17 protein-coding genes are annotated in these 16,417 nt (G+C 63.1%); 10 read left to right on the top strand and 7 right to left on the bottom strand.

Annotated elements, in window-relative coordinates:
• Window positions 1-46 precede the first annotated feature (46 nt).
• The 3 genes from R1T40_RS17505 to R1T40_RS17495 all read right to left on the bottom strand — a co-directional run bounded on the left by R1T40_RS17505 (window position 47) and on the right by R1T40_RS17495 (window position 3,332).
• Entirely contained in the window at window positions 47-370 is a 324-nt protein-coding gene (locus tag R1T40_RS17505; RefSeq protein ID WP_106164328.1) for a hypothetical protein, read from the bottom strand.
• 131 nt (window positions 371-501) lie between these two features.
• Window positions 502-2,148, bottom strand: a complete 1,647-nt coding sequence (locus R1T40_RS17500; protein WP_317385031.1) for a DUF4139 domain-containing protein — start codon at window positions 2,146-2,148, stop codon at window positions 502-504.
• A gap of 161 nt (window positions 2,149-2,309) precedes the next feature.
• Window positions 2,310-3,332 (bottom strand): aspartate-semialdehyde dehydrogenase, encoded by a 1,023-nt coding sequence (locus R1T40_RS17495; protein ID WP_106164330.1) that lies wholly within the window; start codon window positions 3,330-3,332, stop codon window positions 2,310-2,312.
• Window positions 3,333-3,607: 275 nt separating this feature from the next.
• Between R1T40_RS17495 and R1T40_RS17490 the strand changes: the two genes are divergently transcribed.
• Window positions 3,608-4,753, top strand: a complete 1,146-nt coding sequence (locus tag R1T40_RS17490; RefSeq protein ID WP_317385030.1) for a DUF3095 domain-containing protein — start codon at window positions 3,608-3,610, stop codon at window positions 4,751-4,753.
• 33 nt (window positions 4,754-4,786) lie between these two features.
• On the opposite strand, the gene R1T40_RS17485 is transcribed toward R1T40_RS17490, so the two are convergent.
• Entirely contained in the window at window positions 4,787-5,437 is a 651-nt protein-coding gene (locus R1T40_RS17485) for a carbonic anhydrase (protein ID WP_106164332.1), read from the bottom strand.
• 196 nt (window positions 5,438-5,633) lie between these two features.
• Between R1T40_RS17485 and R1T40_RS17480 the strand changes: the two genes are divergently transcribed.
• From R1T40_RS17480 to R1T40_RS17470, 3 genes are all read left to right on the top strand, one after another.
• Window positions 5,634-5,972, top strand: a complete 339-nt coding sequence (locus R1T40_RS17480) for a hypothetical protein (protein ID WP_106164333.1) — start codon at window positions 5,634-5,636, stop codon at window positions 5,970-5,972.
• A 131-nt stretch (window positions 5,973-6,103) separates the two neighbouring features.
• Window positions 6,104-7,522: a leucyl aminopeptidase family protein gene (locus R1T40_RS17475; RefSeq protein ID WP_317385029.1), complete on the top strand. Its 1,419-nt coding sequence runs from the start codon at window positions 6,104-6,106 to the stop codon at window positions 7,520-7,522.
• A complete protein-coding gene (locus tag R1T40_RS17470) occupies window positions 7,519-8,259 on the top strand; it encodes a C40 family peptidase (RefSeq protein ID WP_106164335.1) in 741 nt (246 codons plus the stop codon). The genes R1T40_RS17475 and R1T40_RS17470 overlap by 4 nt, the downstream gene beginning before the upstream one ends.
• Before the next feature lie 92 nt (window positions 8,260-8,351).
• On the opposite strand, the gene R1T40_RS17465 is transcribed toward R1T40_RS17470, so the two are convergent.
• From R1T40_RS17465 to R1T40_RS17455, 3 genes are all read right to left on the bottom strand, one after another.
• Window positions 8,352-8,696 carry a DUF2794 domain-containing protein gene (locus R1T40_RS17465; protein ID WP_106164336.1) on the bottom strand — a complete coding sequence of 115 codons (345 nt, stop codon included), beginning with the start codon at window positions 8,694-8,696 and terminating at the stop codon, window positions 8,352-8,354.
• A gap of 31 nt (window positions 8,697-8,727) precedes the next feature.
• Window positions 8,728-9,441: an ArsR/SmtB family transcription factor gene (locus R1T40_RS17460; protein WP_317385028.1), complete on the bottom strand. Its 714-nt coding sequence runs from the start codon at window positions 9,439-9,441 to the stop codon at window positions 8,728-8,730.
• A gap of 183 nt (window positions 9,442-9,624) precedes the next feature.
• Window positions 9,625-10,251: a TetR/AcrR family transcriptional regulator gene (locus R1T40_RS17455; RefSeq protein ID WP_317385027.1), complete on the bottom strand. Its 627-nt coding sequence runs from the start codon at window positions 10,249-10,251 to the stop codon at window positions 9,625-9,627.
• 242 nt (window positions 10,252-10,493) lie between these two features.
• Here R1T40_RS17455 and R1T40_RS17450 point away from each other — a divergent pair, with 242 nt between their 5' ends.
• The 6 genes from R1T40_RS17450 to R1T40_RS17425 all read left to right on the top strand — a co-directional run bounded on the left by R1T40_RS17450 (window position 10,494) and on the right by R1T40_RS17425 (window position 16,404).
• Entirely contained in the window at window positions 10,494-11,426 is a 933-nt protein-coding gene (locus tag R1T40_RS17450) for an AEC family transporter (protein WP_106164338.1), read from the top strand.
• 238 nt (window positions 11,427-11,664) lie between these two features.
• Window positions 11,665-12,498, top strand: coding sequence for an S-formylglutathione hydrolase (fghA, locus tag R1T40_RS17445; RefSeq protein ID WP_317386996.1), 834 nt, complete (start codon window positions 11,665-11,667; stop codon window positions 12,496-12,498).
• A gap of 4 nt (window positions 12,499-12,502) precedes the next feature.
• Window positions 12,503-14,023: a Si-specific NAD(P)(+) transhydrogenase gene (sthA, locus tag R1T40_RS17440; RefSeq protein ID WP_317385026.1), complete on the top strand. Its 1,521-nt coding sequence runs from the start codon at window positions 12,503-12,505 to the stop codon at window positions 14,021-14,023.
• On the top strand, window positions 14,020-14,472 hold the full coding sequence (locus tag R1T40_RS17435; protein ID WP_106164340.1) for a YaiI/YqxD family protein: 453 nt from the start codon (window positions 14,020-14,022) through the stop codon (window positions 14,470-14,472). The genes sthA and R1T40_RS17435 overlap by 4 nt, the downstream gene beginning before the upstream one ends.
• 6 nt (window positions 14,473-14,478) lie before the next feature.
• Complete coding sequence (locus R1T40_RS17430) at window positions 14,479-14,787, top strand: putative quinol monooxygenase (protein ID WP_317385025.1); 309 nt, start codon at window positions 14,479-14,481, stop codon at window positions 14,785-14,787.
• A 654-nt stretch (window positions 14,788-15,441) separates the two neighbouring features.
• Window positions 15,442-16,404, top strand: a complete 963-nt coding sequence (locus R1T40_RS17425) for a DMT family transporter (protein ID WP_317385024.1) — start codon at window positions 15,442-15,444, stop codon at window positions 16,402-16,404.
• Window positions 16,405-16,417 lie beyond the last annotated feature (13 nt).

The following is a 16,417-nucleotide window of genomic DNA, read 5'->3' as shown; positions in this document are numbered from 1 at the left end:
GTGCCTGTTGCCCACGGGAACGGCGGTCTAAGTGCATGCGACGAGCTCAGTGCATCTGTGGCAAGCCGCCAAAGCGTTTTTCCAGCTCGACGCGGGGATGGCCCAGCAGGCCAAAGGTGCAGATCTCGACGCGGCTTTGCAGGTCCACCAGACGCAGACGGCCTGCACGGGGCTTCATGTCAAATCCCTTGCCGCGCAGCATCTCCCGCAGGGTCGGCCAGCTGTCGGCCGTGGTCATCGGCTCGCTCAGGTTGGCCCGCAGCAACATCATTGACTCGGAGTCCAGACGCTCTCGGGTGCTGGCACAGCCCCAAGCGGTTTGCCCATACGTCAGCTTTTCGACTTCGTCATTCTGGTCATGAAAACTCATGGTTCACCCTCCAATCCACTCTGAGATCAGAATACCCTGATCGAAGGCAAAAATGGGGCGCTCTTAGGTTACTCAGGCGGCCCAAAAGTACAGTTTAGTGTACTTTTGAGCCGTTCCCCGATGCACTTGGCCTATCGCAGAACTTTTCCCTCGGGCCATGAAAGGCGGGTGTTGAGGGTGATAACACGGGTCTCGCCCGGCTGCATTTCCAGATCCCACGCAAGGATGCCGCGCTGCTTCTCAACGTTCTCCTCGCTCGGCGCAGGGCTGGCGGACCAGTTGATTTCCAGATCCTCCTGCTCGCTGTAGGGCACCTGGTCCAGCACTCTCAGGGGCCAGGTGTCGCCGGTCAGGTTCTCCACCTCGATCTCCGCTGTAAGGTCGCGCTGGTTGCTGCGCGAGATCACGCCGCGCCCGCCTTCGCTCTGATCCAGCAGGTCGCGTTTGATGCGCAGACCATCAATGGGGCCAAAGCCCAGATCCGCCTCGGCCTCCGAGGTCAGCCCGCCAAAATGCCCGGAGCCGATCAGCTCACCATCGACAAAGAACCGGCTGTTGGAACTGCCCAGCAGCTCCTCACCACTGGTGTTGGTCACGCTGGCCATGCGAAAGGCGGTCTGGTCGCGACGCGGCACCGCGCGCGCGGTCACCTCGGCCATCATCGTCACATCCGGCAGGTTGAGATAGGCAAGCTCCGCCCCGGAGCGCAGGGTCACCGGCGTTTCAAAGCTGTAGGAGACGCCCGCCTCGCTGGTCACGGTGCCAAAGCCGCCACCTGCTTCTTCCATCATGACAGGCGCGGCAACCGAGGCCTCGAGAGAATCACTCATGACGCGGCTATCGGAGGAAAACTGCTGCTTTGCTTCGTAGTCGTCCTCGATCCACCGCCGGGCGGGCCACAGCTCGTTTGGATTGATCCGCTGATCCGGTGTCGAGGTAGAGACGCGCAACGCCACATCCACCCAGTCCTCGCCCGTGGCCTGCTGGATCATGATGTCACGACGCAATGCGACTTGCGGGGCGTCGCCGGTCTTGAGGTTGAACTCGTACGCAGGCTGCCAAGACACCGCATCCGCCGGGTAGCTCAGGCGCAGCGGGACCGTCACCCCCTCGGAGGCCAGCACATCCAGCGCCAGGAACATCTGCTTCTCGTCCTGCTGCGACAGCGCCTCAAGCTCGGCCTGGGCCCGCAGCAGCTCCGCCTCAAGCGCTGTCAGGTCCCGCTCAAAGCTGCGTTCCGTTGCTTCGGTACGCAGGATGGTCTCGCGCGCCTGCGCGGTTTCCTCGCCAATGGTGGTGATCAGGGCGCGCAGCTGATCGGGATCGGGAAGGGCCGTGCCCTCGCCCCGCCCCAGCTGGGTCAGGAACGCGATCGAGGCCTCTGCCCCGTCCGCGGCCAGTCGCGCCTCTGCCGATGCGCGGTGCAGGGCGTCGATCTGATCCTCCACCTCCACGACGCGGGCCTTGGCGGCCTCGCGCTCGGGTGTCGAGGCATCCTGCAACACCGGATAGCCCTCGCGCATGTAAAGGCCAACACGGCGCACTCCGGGGTGGATCACCTGCAGGCCTTCGATCTCGTCAATGAAGGGCATGCCGCCAATCAGGATACGGTGGCGGCCCGCCGGCAGCTCCACCTCTGCGGTGCGCGTGATCAGCGCCTCGCTGGGGTAGACAGTGACCGCGCTGACGCGGCTTGTGGCCGAGAACGTATCGGCCAGGGCGGTGGTGGACATCAGGGCCGCGGCCCCAAGGAGGGCGGAGGACAGAAGAACGCGCATGGAAATCACCTGCAGATCAAATCATTGCGCCCACGCTCGCCCGATGCCTGCGCAAAAGCAAGGGGCGCCCCGCCGGGACGCCCCTCATGATCCGATATTGGCCGATTGCCTGATGGTATGTCCCATCCAGGCGTCAGCTCCGTGTCCGTATTGGACGACGATCAGCCCTTCTTCAGAACCTCACGGCCCAACAGCTCGGCGATCTGCACCGCGTTCAGGGCGGCGCCCTTGCGCAGGTTGTCGGAGACGCACCAGATGTTCAGACCGTTGTCCAGCGTCGAGTCCTGACGGATGCGGCTGATGAAGGTGGCAAAATCGCCGACGCATTCTTTCGGCGTCACGTAGCCGCCGTCCTCACGCTTGTCGATCACCATGATGCCCGGAGCCTCGCGCAGGATGTCGCGGGCCTCGTCTTCATCAAGGAAGTCTTCAAACTCGATGTTGATCGCCTCGGAGTGGCCGACAAACACCGGTACCCGCACGCAGGTCGCGGTCAGCTTGATGCTGGGGTCGATGATCTTCTTGGTCTCGGCGACCATCTTCCACTCTTCCTTGGTGGAGCCATCATCAAGGAACACGTCGATATGCGGGATCACGTTGAAGGCGATGTCCTTCGGGTAGACCTTGCGCTGGTAATCGTCGGTCGGATTGTAATGCGCCTTGGTCTGATCCCACAGCTCGTCGATGGCATCCTTGCCGGAGCCGGAAACGGATTGGTAGGTCGACACCACAACGCGTTTGATCTTGGCACGATCATGCAAGGGCTTCAGCGCCACAACCATCTGCGCGGTGGAGCAGTTGGGGTTGGCGATGATGTTCTTCTTGTCATAACCATGCACGGCCTCGGGGTTCACCTCCGGCACGATCAGCGGCACATCGCGGTCGTAGCGATAGAGCGACGAATTGTCGATCACCACGCAACCCGCCTTTGCGGCCTTGGGCGCGTATTGCTTGGTGGCGTCAGACCCGATGGCAAACAGCGCCATATCCCAGCCGGTGAAATCGAACGTGTCGAGGTCCTGGGTCTTCAGTGTCTTGTCGCCGAAAGTGACCTCCGTCCCCAACGAACGGCGCGATGCCAGAACGGCAATCTCATCCACTGGAAACTGGCGTTCGGCCAGAATATTCAGCATTTCACGGCCCACGTTGCCCGTGGCGCCGGCGACAACGACGCGATAACCCATGATAGTTTCTCCAAATTTGGTCCGGCCTCATGACCGGCTGCGGTGTGATATAGTTTCTGCGGCTGCATTGAAAGGCGCGATTCAGCGTGAAACACCGTTTCACAGGGTTTTGTTCCATAAGACTGCGGCTTTTCTGCCCCTGCCCCTCTGTTGAAGGCGATGTTTCGGCCTGTCACGCTTGCGCGAGGGTGGCTTGTTCCGCATGAAAATCACTACAGGTTTACGCCATCAGCGCCCAATTCGCGGCGCATGGCCGCCCAATGCAGAGACAGTGAATGACACGCGCAGATCCGTTCTACGCCAGCCTCACCAAGATGAAGAGCTTTGCGGAGCTGACCCGCGGCACCCGGTTCACGCCGCTGCCCGAGGATTGGCTCGTCGGCTGCTGCGACATCGTGGATTCGACCGGGCTGCTGGCGCAGGGACGCTACAAGACGGTGAACATGGTCGGTGCCTCCGCCATCGCTGCGCTGATGAACGCGTTTGACCACGCGCCGTTTCCGTTTGTGTTTGGCGGCGACGGCACCTCCTTTGCGGTGCCGCCTGATCTGGCCGAGACCGCGCGGCGGGAGCTGGCAAAACTGCGGTCCTGGGTGCAGCAGGAATTCGACATCACCCTGCGCGCCGCTCTGGTGCCTGTGGCGGAGGTGCGGACCGAGGGCTTTGACGTGCGCGTCGCCCGCTTTGCGGCCTCCGAGCATCTGGACTATGCGATGTTCGACGGCGGCGGTGTGGCCTGGGTCGAAGGGCAGATGAAGGCCGGACGTTTCGACATTCCGCCCGCCCACCCGGTGCAATCCCCCAATCTGGACGGGCTGTCCTGTCGCTGGGACAATGTCGCCTCGGTCAACGGGCAAATCCTGTCCCTGCTGGTGGTGCCGCAGCCCGACACGGATCGCGCCGCCTTTGACCAACTGGTGCGCGAGATTCTGTCAGAGGTCCGCAAGAGTGATCGCGGCGGCCACCCGCTGCCGGTCGCCGGGCCGAACATGCGGTTTCCGCCGCGCGGCCTCGCGATGGAGGCCCGCCTGTCACGCGGAAACTTACCTGCAATTCTCCGAAAATGCGCGCTGCTTGCGAACTCTGTATTTGCGGGGATTCTGTTCCTGCGCGGACGCCCCACGGGCAATTTCGACCCGGTCCGATATCGTTCCGTGATCGCCGCAAACGCCGATTTTCGCAAATTTGATGACGGGCTGAAAATGACCGTCGACTGCACCGCACAGACTCAGGCGGTGATCGAGGGATTGCTGACCGAGGCGCGGGCCAATGGCATTGCCCACTATGGGCTGCATACGCAGGACGAGGCTCTGGTGACCTGCATCGTTCCATCACCGATGCAGGACGATCACATGCATTTCGTGGATGGCGCATCCGGCGGCTACGCCAGGGCGGCGGAGCAGCTGAAATCCGGGGCCTGAACCGCCCCGAACCTGCTGCTCATTCCGGTGTCTTCAGACCTTGGTGAACTTGCTCGACTTGGGGTCGTAGCACTCCAGCCCGCCCTCGCCGATATCGGTCCAGAGCCCATGCAGGCTGAGCTCTCCGGACGTTACTGCGCTCTCGATGAACGGGAACGTCATCAGGTTTTCCAGCGAGGCAACAACGGCCTGGCGCTCGAACTGACGCGCCTGTTCATGCGCATCCTCGATGTGCTCGACCTCGGAGAATCGCGGCTTCAGGATATCCATCCAGCGCCCGACAAAGCTGGTCTTTTCCTCCAGCGCCGGCGCATGGCCCTTGCACATGTCGATGCATCCCTGAACACCGCCACATTGCGAATGCCCCAGCACGATCAGATGCGCCACCTTGAGCACAGTCACGGCATATTCGACCGTGGCAGAGGTGCCGTGGTGATCGCCGTCAGGCGCATAGGGGGGCACCAGATTGGCGATATTGCGGTGGATGAAGAACTCGCCCTGATCAGCGCCAAAGATCGAGGTCACATGCACCCGGCTGTCACAGCAGGAAATCACCATGGCCCGCGGGCGCTGTCCCTCTTTGGCAAGGCGGCGATACCAGCCCTGGTTCTCTTCATAGACCGTTGCTTTCCAGCCGTGATAACGGGATACCAGATAGCTCGGCAGGGGCTTTGCATAGTCCATGTCATATACCTCGGGTTGTCGACTGTCGGTTGTGATAACCGCAATTCACGGCAAATTCGAGAGATATACGTTTCGGATGGAAACCTTTTGACAACCAGTGCGGCGCAAATTGGTGCCATGCCGTGGGGGCATACCGAATACGGGGTGAATAGTGGTGGCTAATATACTCACAGTCAATCTTAGGGAAAACGTCCACTTGGACCCGCAAAAGCTGACAGAGCTCTACTCTCAGCTGGGCGAAACAAGTGCCGAAGATGTCGTGTGCCGCGCCATCGAGGAGCTCGCGGTGCGTCTGACGCATTGCGAACGACTTTGGCGTCAAGACGATTTCGAAAATCTGCGCAAGAGCGCAAGATCATTGATCGCGATCTCGGAGCAGATCGGAATGACGGCCATGGCCGGCATTGCATGCGATGTTACCAGCGCAATTGACGCGGATGATTCTCCGGCGGTGGCAGCGACGCTGTTCCGCCTGATCCGCGTCGGCGAAAGCTCCCTGACCGCAGTCTGGGAACAGCACGACCTGACGGTCTGAGGGATTCGCCGCAGACGCGGCGCGTCCATGTTGGTTTTGAGTTCGGCCCGGTTGGGCTTGCGGCGGCGGCTGCGACAGATACTCTGGTGGCAAGAGGCATTAGACCCAAGCCATACCAAGAGGACCTGTCCATGCAGCCCCATTTTGCCGTGCCCAACCTGGCCGTACCGACCTTTGCCCCCGCTTCCGACGCGGGGCTTCCCCTGCACATCGTAACAGAGCGCACCCTGGAGGCTTGGCTGTCACAGCAAGACGCCGCAACCGCAGGCTGGGCCCGTACTATGGGCTTTAGCGGCGCATGGGGTCAGGTGGTGGTGCTGCCCGGCCCTGATGGCACTGCAAGTGGTGCCCTGGTTGGCGCAGGATCGCCCAAAAGCCGCCAACGCCAGCGCTTCCTGCTCGCCGCGGCTGCCGCCAAACTGCCCGAAGGCACCTATGCGTTGGCCTCGGACCTGCCCGCTGACTTGTCCCCCGAGGTCGAGTGCTTTGGCTGGCTGATGGCGCAATACGCCTTTGATCGCTATGCAAAAAACACCGGCGCCAAGGCCCGGTTGATCGCGCCAGAGGGCGTCGATGCCGCGCGGGTCGAGGTGATGGCCGCAGGAGAGACGTTCACCCGCACGCTCATCAATACTCCAGCCGAGGACATGGGTCCGGAACAGTTGCAACAGGCGGTCGAATCGTTGGCAGAGGTGCATGGCGCGACCGTCACGACCGTGGTCGGCGAGGATCTGCTGGCGCAGGACTTCCCGCTCATTCACACGGTGGGCCGAGCCTCTGATCGCGCCCCGCGTCTGATCGACATGCGCTGGGGCAGCGAGGGCCCGACGCTGACGCTGGTTGGCAAGGGCGTGTGTTTTGACACCGGTGGCCTGAACCTCAAACCCGGCGCCAGCATGGCCTTGATGAAAAAGGACATGGGCGGATCGGCAAATGTGCTGGGTCTGGCGCATATGATCATGGCGACGGGTCTCAGGCTGCAATTGCGGGTGCTGATCCCGGCGGTGGAAAACGCCGTCTCCGGCCCTGCCTTCCGTCCCGGTGACATTCTGACGTCGCGCAAGGGGCTGACGGTTGAGATCAACAACACCGATGCCGAGGGCCGTCTGGTGCTGGCCGATGCGCTGGCGCTGGCCCAGGAAGACACCCCCGATCTGCTGATTTCCATGGCAACCCTGACCGGGGCTGCACGGGTGGCTGTCGGCGCCGACATTGCCCCGTTTTTCACGGACCGCGAGGGCGATGCGGTGACACTGGCGAGCAATGCGCAGGACGCGGCGGACCCGGTCTGGCGGCTGCCGTTTCACGCCCCCTACGAGGCGATGATCGAACCCGGCATTGCCGATCTGGACAACGCACCATCCGGGGGATTGGCTGGGGCGATCACCGCCGCATTGTTCCTGCGTCGCTTCGCCGGAGAGGCGCGCTACATGCATTTCGACGTGTTCGGCTGGTGCCCATCCAGCCTACCCGCGCGCCCCAAAGGTGGCGTCGGCCAGGGCACCCGCGCGCTATTTCAGGCGCTGCCGGACATGCTGGCGCTGTCATGACCCGTACCCGTATCGCCCGCCCGGTCAGCGATCTGTGCAAAGCGCCAAATGGCGCGCGCGAGCGGCAATTGCTGATGGGCGATCACGCCGAGATCCTGTCGCGCCAGGACGGCTGGTGCCATTTGCGCGCAGAAAAGGACGGCTACACCGGCTGGGTCGCCGAGACGCATCTGGCAGAGCCGCTCCCGATGACCCATTGGGTCAGCGCGCCCGCCACCCATGCCTATGCGCAGGCGGACTTCAAATCGCCGGAGCTGACCGCGCTCAGCCTTGGCAGCCAGGTTGCGGTACGTGGCACGCACGACCGTTTTGCTCAGACAGATCAGGGGTTCGTGCCGCTGGTGCATCTGTCCCCACTGGCGACCCGCGCCCCCGATCCGGTGACGGTGGCCGAAGCGCTTTTGGGCACGCCTTATCTGTGGGGGGGCAATAGCCGCTTTGGTATTGATTGCTCCGGACTGGTGCAGCTTTCGTGCCATGCCTGCGGTCTTGAATGCCCCGGCGACAGCGGCCCGCAGGAGGCCTCTCTGGGCAGCGCTTTGCCCGACGGCAGCCCGTATGAGCGGGGGGACCTCTTATTCTGGAAAGGGCATGTGGGCTGGGTACGCGACCCGCTGACACTGCTGCACGCAAATGCGCATGCCATGGCGGTGACTCTGGAACCGCTTCACGCGGCGATCACCCGCATCGTTGATCAGGGCGACGGGCCAGTGACAGCGCATAAACGCCTGGGCTGACCAAGCATCCAGGTTGCAGGGCGCGAAGGCTGTGCGATCAAGAGCGGTCGGATCGCGCAGCGATCCGATCCGGGCCGGGGCCGCGCGGGCTGTTACTCCACGGCGCGGATCAGTTTGCGCTCCAACACCCGCAGCACGGTCTTGAGGTCATTGCCGCGCTTCAGAATCTGGCCGTCCATCCCTACCACGGAATATTGCCCCTGCCGGTTGCGCAGCTTGGGACGTTTCTCGATCCGGTAAAGAGGATTTTCAGCCGTGCGGCGAAACACTGAAAACACAGCCATTTCGCGCAGGTGTGACAGGCCGTAATCGCGCCATTCCCCGGCCGCCACCATGCGGCCATAGAGCGACATGATCACGGAGAGCTCGCGCCGGTGAAAGGCGATCTGTTCAGACGGCGGCGGTGTCGGGAAGGACCCGGTGCTGTGATCGTTCATCTCTTTAACGTCGGGGCATTTGCGCCGTAAATCAAGCCTCTTCACAGCTTTTCGATGTGGTCCCACGCGCCAGCACGCCCCCCAAACCAAGCATATCATGGAGGGCCCGGTGCCCCGGTGCCGTCACCTCCAGCCCACGGCCGCGCACAGGGCGGCGAAGCCAGCCAGCCTCCAGCGCATGGGTGAGGATCTGCCGCCCCATCGGGCCTGCGATATGCAAACGCCGCTCGGTCCAATCCATGCAGGGCCGGGCAAAGGGCGTGCGCCCGACATGCTCCGGCACCGTCACACCAAGCCCTGTCCAGACGGCGCCTGCAACCGGATGAAAGCCGCCTGCCTCTTCGCGCAGATGACCGCGCGCGATCAGCGCATCCGCAAGTGCCACGGCCAGCGGCCCGGCGAGGTGATCATAGCAGCTGCGCACCTCCGCGAGCCCGCCGGCCTTGCGGCGCTGTGCGCGGTACAGGCTGTCCATGGGGGCAATCGCTGCCAATTGCTCCAGCGTGTGCGCCACCTCTGGCCCCGACAGGCGATGAAAAACACAACGCCCGCGCTTTTCCGCCACCACCAGACCGGCATCCTGCAACAGGCGCAGATGGGCAGAGGCCGTCTGCGGCGTGACCCCTGCGGCGCTGGCCAGTTCCTTGTTGGTGAAAGCACGCCCCTCCATCAGCTCGCAGAGCATCCGGGTGCGGCTTGCATCCGCAATCGCCTGTCCGATGATATCAAAACGCGGTGTCGCCATGCGCCGATCTTAGCGTCGATGCCGGGCGTTGCCCACGGCAAAGGCTTCGCCCCGCACCGAAGTCTTTGCAGCGAGGGCGCATTGATCGACCGCCGCACCACGGCTCACGGGCATCAACGGATCGCCCCCTCGGCCCCGAAGCCAGATGACGCCGGGATTGCGACCTGCGGTCTCAACCAGGCTTTAACCGGACGACGAGGCGCCATAGCGCGCGAGGAACATATCGACGGTCGCGTCGGCAACCCGGTCGATCTCGGCCTCCTCAACACCGTCGCGCAGATTGAAGATCAGACGCGGGAACAGATCCGCGCGCAACAGCGCCATCCATTGCTCGGCGGCCATGTCGAAATCCTCGATCTCCAGCTCGCCGCGCGCCACCGCCGCCCGCAGGTAGTCCTTGAGCTTGTCACGCTCCACCTGTGGGCCGCTGGCGAAGAATTCTCGGCCCAGATCGGGAAACCGCTCGGTCTCTGCCACGCAGATGCGATAGATCTTCTGCCCCACCTCGGACAGGATGACCGACAGGATATGGCGTGCCAGCTGCGTCAACACCTGACGCGGCCCGGAGCCTTCGGGGATGTCCAGCTGCCGTGTTGCATGACGGGCGCATTCGCTGCGCGCCACCTCCATGAACAACAGCCTCTTGTCGGGGAAATAACTGTAGAGCGTGGCCTTGGAGACCTCTGCCGCGCGGGCAATGTCATCGACACTTGCGCCTTCGAACCCATCTGCCATGAAGACCTTGCGGGCCCCCTCCAGCACTTGATCGAATTTCCGGCCCCTGCGCACGGCGGTTGCGCTTTGGTTCATCACCTTGTCCATCCTCCTTGCACGCAGCCGGGGCCGTCCCTTGCCCACTCATGCGGGCTGCGTGACACATACACTCCAGTCCAGTTGCACGCCTTCGAGGCCGTCCCAAGCCCCGATCCGTGCAATGGACCAGCATTAACGCACAAGCTGACAGCAGGAAAGCGACAGTGCCGTGTTCATGCGTGCAGAGCGCAGGCAAAAAGCCTTTTTCTTCTGGTCAGTTCAGGTTACCAATTCTGGAAATGGCCGAGATTTTCTTTCGCACACTTCCGTTCTTTGCAATCATCGGCCTGGGCTACTGGGCCGGGCGCACGCGCTTTTTCACCGAAGAAGCCACCGCGTTCCTGACCAAGTTCGTGTTCTTCTTTCCACTGTCGGCGATGATTTTCCGCTTTGCCGCGAACCTGTCGGTGGCGGAGATTTTCGATCCCAACCTGATCCTCGGCTACCTTGCAGGCACGCTTGGGGTTTATGCGGTGGCGACCGTTGTGGCGATGCTGCGGCGACAGGATATATCGACCGCCGCAGTAGAGGCCCAATGCGCGGCGATCGGCAATGTCGGCTTTCTTGGCATTCCGATGATGGTGATCCTCTTTGGTGAGGCTTCCGTGGGACCGATGATGCTTGTGCTCACGGTGGATCTGGTGGTGTTTTCCTCGCTGATCGTGGTGCTGATCAATATCCATCGCGGTGCGGGTCTGAGCCTTGCAACGCTGCGACTGGTCGGCGTGGGGCTGCTGAAGAACCCGATGATCCTGGCCATTGTGGCGGGGCTTGCATGGTCTGCCGGACAGGTGCCGATCCCGACGCCGATGAATGATTTCCTTGCGATCCTGGGCGGCGCGGCCACCCCCGGCGCGTTGTTTGCCATTGGCGCGTCGCTGGCTTCGAAATCCGCCGAACGGGTGGAGGTCGCGGGCTGGCTCTCGTTTGCCAAGCTGGTGTTGCATCCCTTGGGCGTGGCGGCGGGCGTGTTGTGGCTGATGCCGGTTGCGCCGTTTTCTGCAGCGGTGGCGATTTCTGCCGCCGCGCTGCCGGTGGCGGGCAATGTCTACATGCTGGCGCAGCACTACGGCGTCGCACCGCAACGCGCCTCGGCAGCGATCCTGATCTCCACTGTGGTGTCGATCGTGTCGGTGCCGCTGGTGATCGCCTGGGCCAATACGCTGTTATGAGTTCGGCCGTATGGCCGGACAGCGCCTGACCTTCCCCCGGGAAGGCGCTTCACGCCTCCCCAAGCTCAGGTGCTGCCCTACACACCAACCCAACCATTTGAAAAATGCGATCTTCAGCCAATTGAAACCTTCCGGCGCAAAAAGGGGTCAAGACGACGCCCCAGCACTGGATTAATACGCCCCATCCGGTTAGCGATGAGCCAACACCGATTTATGGAGGTCTTCGATGGCAACTTCGATGGAAACCCTGGCCGAGAACCGGGCCTTTGGCGGCATTCAGGGTGTCTACCGCCACGCCAGTTCCGCCACCAACTGCGACATGACCTTTGGCCTGTTCCTGCCGGAAGAGGCCACCGACGGTCCGGTGCCGCTCTTGTGGTATCTCTCCGGCCTCACCTGCACCCATGAAAACGCAATGACCAAGGCGGGCGCGCAGGCCTGGTGCGCCGAGCAGGGCATCGCCATGGTCTTTCCCGACACCAGCCCGCGCGGCGAGGGGGTTGCCAATGACGAGGCCTATGATCTGGGACAGGGCGCGGGCTTTTATGTCAATGCCACTCAGGATCCGTGGGCGCCGCATTTCCAGATGTGGGACTACGTGGCCGAGGAGCTGCCGGCGCTGCTGGCGGAGAACTTCAACCTCGACATGGCCCGGCAAGGCATCACCGGCCACTCCATGGGCGGCCACGGCGCGCTGACGCTGGCGATGAACCTGCCGGGGCGGTTCCGCTCGGTCTCGGCCTTTGCGCCGATCTGCAACCCCACCGCCTCCGATTGGGGCCGCAAGCAGCTGGGCGCCTATCTCGGCGCGGACGAGAGCCTCTGGACCAAGCATGACGCCGCGCTCATGATGCGCGACGTGGGCTTTGACGGCCCCGTTCTGATCGACACAGGCACGGCGGACCAGTTCGGCGATCTGCTGAAGACCGAAGCGCTGGCGAGTGCCATCGCGGAGCGCCGCCAAGAGGCCAGCCTGCGGATGCAGAAGGGCTATGACCACAGCTATTTCTTCGTCTCCACCTTCATGGAGGAGCATGTCTCCTTCCACGCCGACGCCCTCTACCGGGAGTAACACCATGACCGCGACCCGTTCCAAGTTCGACTATGATCTGATCGTCATCGGTTCCGGCCCCTCCGGCCGGACCGCCGCCATTCAGGCCGCCAAGCTCAAGCGCCGCGTGCTGGTGATCGACCGCAAGGATCGCTTGGGCGGGGTGTCGGTCCACACCGGCACGGTGCCATCAAAGACACTGCGCGAAACCGTGCTGAACCTCACCGGCTGGCGCGAGCGCAGTTTCTATGGCCGCGCCTACCGGGTGAAGGACCAGATCAAGGCCGATGACCTGAAGGCGCGCCTGCACATGACGCTCGACCACGAGGTCGACGTGCTGGAACATCAGTTCAACCGCAACCACGTGGATATGCTGGCCGGCATGGCGCATTTCACTGGCCCCAACGAGGTCGAGGTTGAGGTCGAGGCAGGCGACACCACCCGCGTCACCGGCGAGAAATTCCTGATTGCCACCGGCACCCGCACCTATCGCCCCGACACCGTGCCCTTCAACGGCACCACCGTGGTGGACGGGGACGAGTTCCTCGAGATGGGGGAAATCCCGCGCTCGCTGATCGTGGTGGGCGCCGGGGTGATCGGGGTGGAATATGCCACCATGTTCTCAGCCCTAGATGTGCGGGTCACGCTGATCGAGCCGCGCGACACCTTCCTTGATTTCATCGACCGCACCCTGATCCAGGAGTTCACCCATCAGATCCGCGAAAACGGCGTCGATCTGCGGCTCGGCTCTCCCATCGAGAGCATCGAGGACGAGGGCAGCCATATCGAGGTGACGCTGGACAATGGCCGCCATATCCGTGGCGAGATGCTGCTGTTTGCCGCCGGGCGCATGGGCAATACGGATCGGCTGAACCTCAAGGCCGTGGGGCTGGAGACCGATCATCGCGGCCGTCTGGAGGTGGAGCGCAAGACCTATCAGACCAAAGTGTCCCATATCTACGCCACCGGCGATGTGATCGGCCATCCGTCGCTGGCCTCCACCTCGCTGCAGCAGGGCCGCGTCGCCGCCTGTCACGCGATGGAAGTGCCCACGGTGCCCGAAAGCCCCTGGTTTCCCTATGGCATCTACTCGGTGCCGGAAATGTCCACCTGCGGCATGTCCGAAGAGGAGCTGAACGAGCGCGGCGTGCCTTACGAGGTCGGCATCGCGCGGTTCCGCGAAACCTCGCGCGGGCATATCATGGGGCTGGAGCACGGCATGCTGAAGATGCTGTTCTCGCTCAAGACCCGCCGGGTGCTGGGGGTGCAGATCGTCGGCGAGGGCGCCACCGAGCTGATCCACATCGCCCAGGCGGTTCTGAACCTCAAGGGCACGGTGGATTACTTCGTGCAGAACACCTTCAACTACCCGACCCTGGCCGAGGCCTACAAGATCGCCGGGCTGGACGCCTTCAACCGGATGCCGATCCCGGAGGCCTACAAGGACAAGAAGCCCGCCAAGCCCAAGAAAGCCCCCGCCAAGACGGCCGAGGCCAAAGCCGATAAGGCGGATGGCGAGACCGGCAAGGACAAGGCCACAAAGTGAGCGCGCTCTATATCGATGCGGATGCCTGCCCGGTGAAGGCCGAGGCGGAGCGCGTGGCCAGCCGCCACAAACTGCGGATGTTCGTGGTCTCCAACGGTGGCTTGCGTCCCTCGCAGAACCCGCTGGTGGAGAATGTCATCGTCGATGCGGGCGCCGATGTAGCCGACATGTGGATCGCCGAGCGCTGTGGCCCCGGCGATATCGTGGTGACCGGCGACATCCCCCTGGCCGCAAAATGCATCGAGGCCGGCGCCAGGGTGCTGCGCCACAACGGTGAGCGGTTCACTGAGGCCAATATCGGCCAGCAGTTGGCAATGCGCGACCTGATGGCGGATCTGCGCGCCGCCAACCCGCTTGGCATGGCAGGCGGCGGCAAGGGGTTTTCCAAGGCGGACCGCTCACGGTTCCTGGACTCGCTTGAGCGGGAAATCCGCGCGGCGAAAGGGTGAAGAGCAATGACTGACATGACAGAAAGCACTTCAGACGATGCGGTGCGCCTGAGCGGGCGGATGATCTGCGCAACCCCTGCGGATGTCGCGCTGATCAAAGCCGAGCTGCCCGAACATATCCGCCTGACGCGGAACGAGCCCGGCTGCGTCTCTTTCGAGGTGCGACAGACAGACGATCCGCTGATCTGGAGCGTCGAGGAATGTTTCACGGGTCCGGCGGCGTTTGACCTTCACCAGACCCGCTCCCGGGCATCGGACTGGTGGCATGCGACCGAGCACATTCCGCGCGAATATGAAGTTTTTGGTCTGACATAAGCCCAGATCGCCACGCCAAACGCCGGGATCACGCCAAAGCGCCCCGGTTGGATCTCTCATCCCCGCTTCGATCCGGGGTGCTGATCCCCAATGGCAAGCAAGGGATCATCTAAGGTCTACTGTCCGATAAGGATGGCGGCGCCGCCACAGGGGCGGAGGTGACCGGGGGTATCCCCCCGCGTGCTCAACGTTATCTCTGCACTGCCCCCCAACGCGGGGGAGCCGGTTCCTGGTGTGTTGCCGAGTATTTTACGCCCGGCAGATGATCGCGATCCACTACAGCCTAACCAACCTGTCTCAGGATTTCGCAACCAGTGCGCACGGCCCGCATGCAACACCGGGTGCAGGCGAGACGGGGGCGCTCCCGCCCCAACGGGTGCCTTGCCCTGCGGCAAGCCCCCCTGGTTGCGTTGGGCCAGGCCTTCCGCCCCGGTCAGGGGCGGAAGGCCGCACCGCGCGCCCCACGGGCGCGCGGTGCCACCCCCAAACCGGCATACCTGTGCCTTCGGCACAGGGCCGACGGGCGGGAGCCCTCCCCCTTTGCCACGCACTCCACTCTGACCGATTGGTACATCTTGCGAAATTGTACCTGTGCCGCATTCTCGTTGCCCTGTGCTTGACCATGCGCGACAACCGCCGGGGAGGCACACACCGATGCGTACAGCACTGATCAATTCGAATGTTCTCGGCATCCTCGCCGCGATTGGCGCCGCCGTCGCCTTCTCCGTGATTGATGTGACCTTCAAGTTCCTCTCCGACGATTATCCGCTCTACCAGGTGGTGTTCTTCCGCTCTGTTGTGGCGCTGGCCCTGCTGCTGGCGATCATCATCCCGCTGGAGGGCGGCTATCGCATCCTGCGGACACGCAACACGCGGTTGCACCTGATGCGGATCGCCGCTGTGGCCTTTGCCAATATCTCCTTTTTCTCCGGTCTTGCGGTCTTGCCCCTGGCCGAAGCGGTGGCCATTGCCTTTGCCACACCACTGATCGTCACCATCCTCTCCGTCCTGTTTCTGAAGGAACGCGTCGGACCCTGGCGTTGGGGCGCCGTTATTGTGGGGTTCAGTGGCATCCTGGTGATCGTCAAACCCGGCATGGACGCGTTTCAGCCCTATGCGCTGCTGCCCTTCTTCGGCTCCTGTGGCTATGCGACGCTGCATATCCTGACCCGACGCGCCGGTGGATCTGACAAGGCGGCAACGCTGTCGTTCTATCCCACCCTCGGGTTTCTCATCATCAGCGCTCTCGCCGGCCTGATCTTCGGTCATGGCAATTGGGCCACCGGCGCACCGCTTACGGATGTGGTACTCAAGCCCTGGGCCTGGCCCGAGGGCTTTGAGTGGGGCATTTTTGCCATTGCCGGGGTGTCCGGCGCAATCGGGGGCTATCTGGTTGGTCAAGCCTATCGCATGTGCGAGGCCGGGCTGGTGGCACCTTTTGAATATATCGCCATGCCGCTGGCTGTGGTCTGGGGGGTTCTGGTGTTTGCAGAATGGCCGGATCAGTCCGTCTGGCTCGGCTCGGCCTTGATTATCGGCGCCGGTCTTGTTTCTCTCTGGCGTGAAACCCGCACCCCCGGCCCGCCGCCACGTCCGCGGCCCCGTTCCTCCGGCTAGAAAGGCCTGCCCT

This window comes from Tritonibacter scottomollicae (genome assembly GCF_032924845.1).
GTDB classification, from domain to species: domain Bacteria; phylum Pseudomonadota; class Alphaproteobacteria; order Rhodobacterales; family Rhodobacteraceae; genus Epibacterium; species Epibacterium scottomollicae.
Note: the sequence above shows the minus strand (reverse complement) of the source record. Positions and strands in the feature narration are given on the sequence as shown.